This is a genomic window from Vibrio sp. YT-19(2023) (assembly GCF_033337395.1).
In genome coordinates this window covers 1-743 of sequence record NZ_JAWOQN010000428.1, presented here as the reverse complement: position 1 = coordinate 743, position 743 = coordinate 1, and the positions used below count along the sequence as shown (strand labels likewise).

Sequence of the window (743 nt, the reverse complement as noted above, 5' to 3'; positions counted from 1 at the left end):
CGGTGCAGCGGGTAAAGCGTTTAACGATGGCTTCGCGGTATTGGCCGTGTTTGTTGGCAACATGGTGGCGTACGTTTTCGCTTACTTCTACTTTGCTCGCCGCTTCCGCCAAATGCGAGTCGATACACCAACTGAAGGGGTAAAACGCCGCTTTGGTAACACTAACGAGCAGTTTTTCACTTGGGTAATCATTCCGTTAAGTGTGATTAACGCGGGTGTTTGGCTAAACGGTTTGGGTGTGTTTGCTTCTGCGGTATTTAATGCCGACATCGTGACTACCATTTGGGTGACTGGCCTTGCGGTATTGGCTATCTCATTGCTGAGTGGTGCGTGGGGCGTAGTGGCGTCGGACTTTATTCAAACGCTGGTTGTTGCGGTTATCTCCATTGCTTGTGCGGCAGTTGCATTGTACGTCGTTGGTGGCCCTGGCGAGATCGTTGAGAACTTCCCTGGTGGCTTCATCATGGGCCCGGATATGAACTACCCACTACTGTTAGTTTGTACGTTCATCTTCTTCGTAGTGAAACAGCTGCAAAGTATCAACAACATGCAGGAGTCTTACCGTTTCCTTAACGCGAAAGATTCGAAAAACGCAAGCAAAGCTGCGCTGATGGCGCTTGTGATGATGCTATTTGGCGCGGTAATTTGGTTCATCCCACCTTGGGCTTCAGCAATCTTGTACCCAGATGCAGCAACGCAATACTCATCATTGGGTGCGAAAGCAAGCGATGCGGTTTACCTTG

General features: G+C 49.8%; 1 protein-coding gene. It reads left to right on the top strand.

Annotation, left to right across the window (positions count from 1 at the left end):
- Positions 1–743 (top strand): sodium:solute symporter family transporter (locus tag R7E78_RS26335; RefSeq protein WP_411913772.1); only part of this gene is annotated, 743 nt, incomplete at both ends.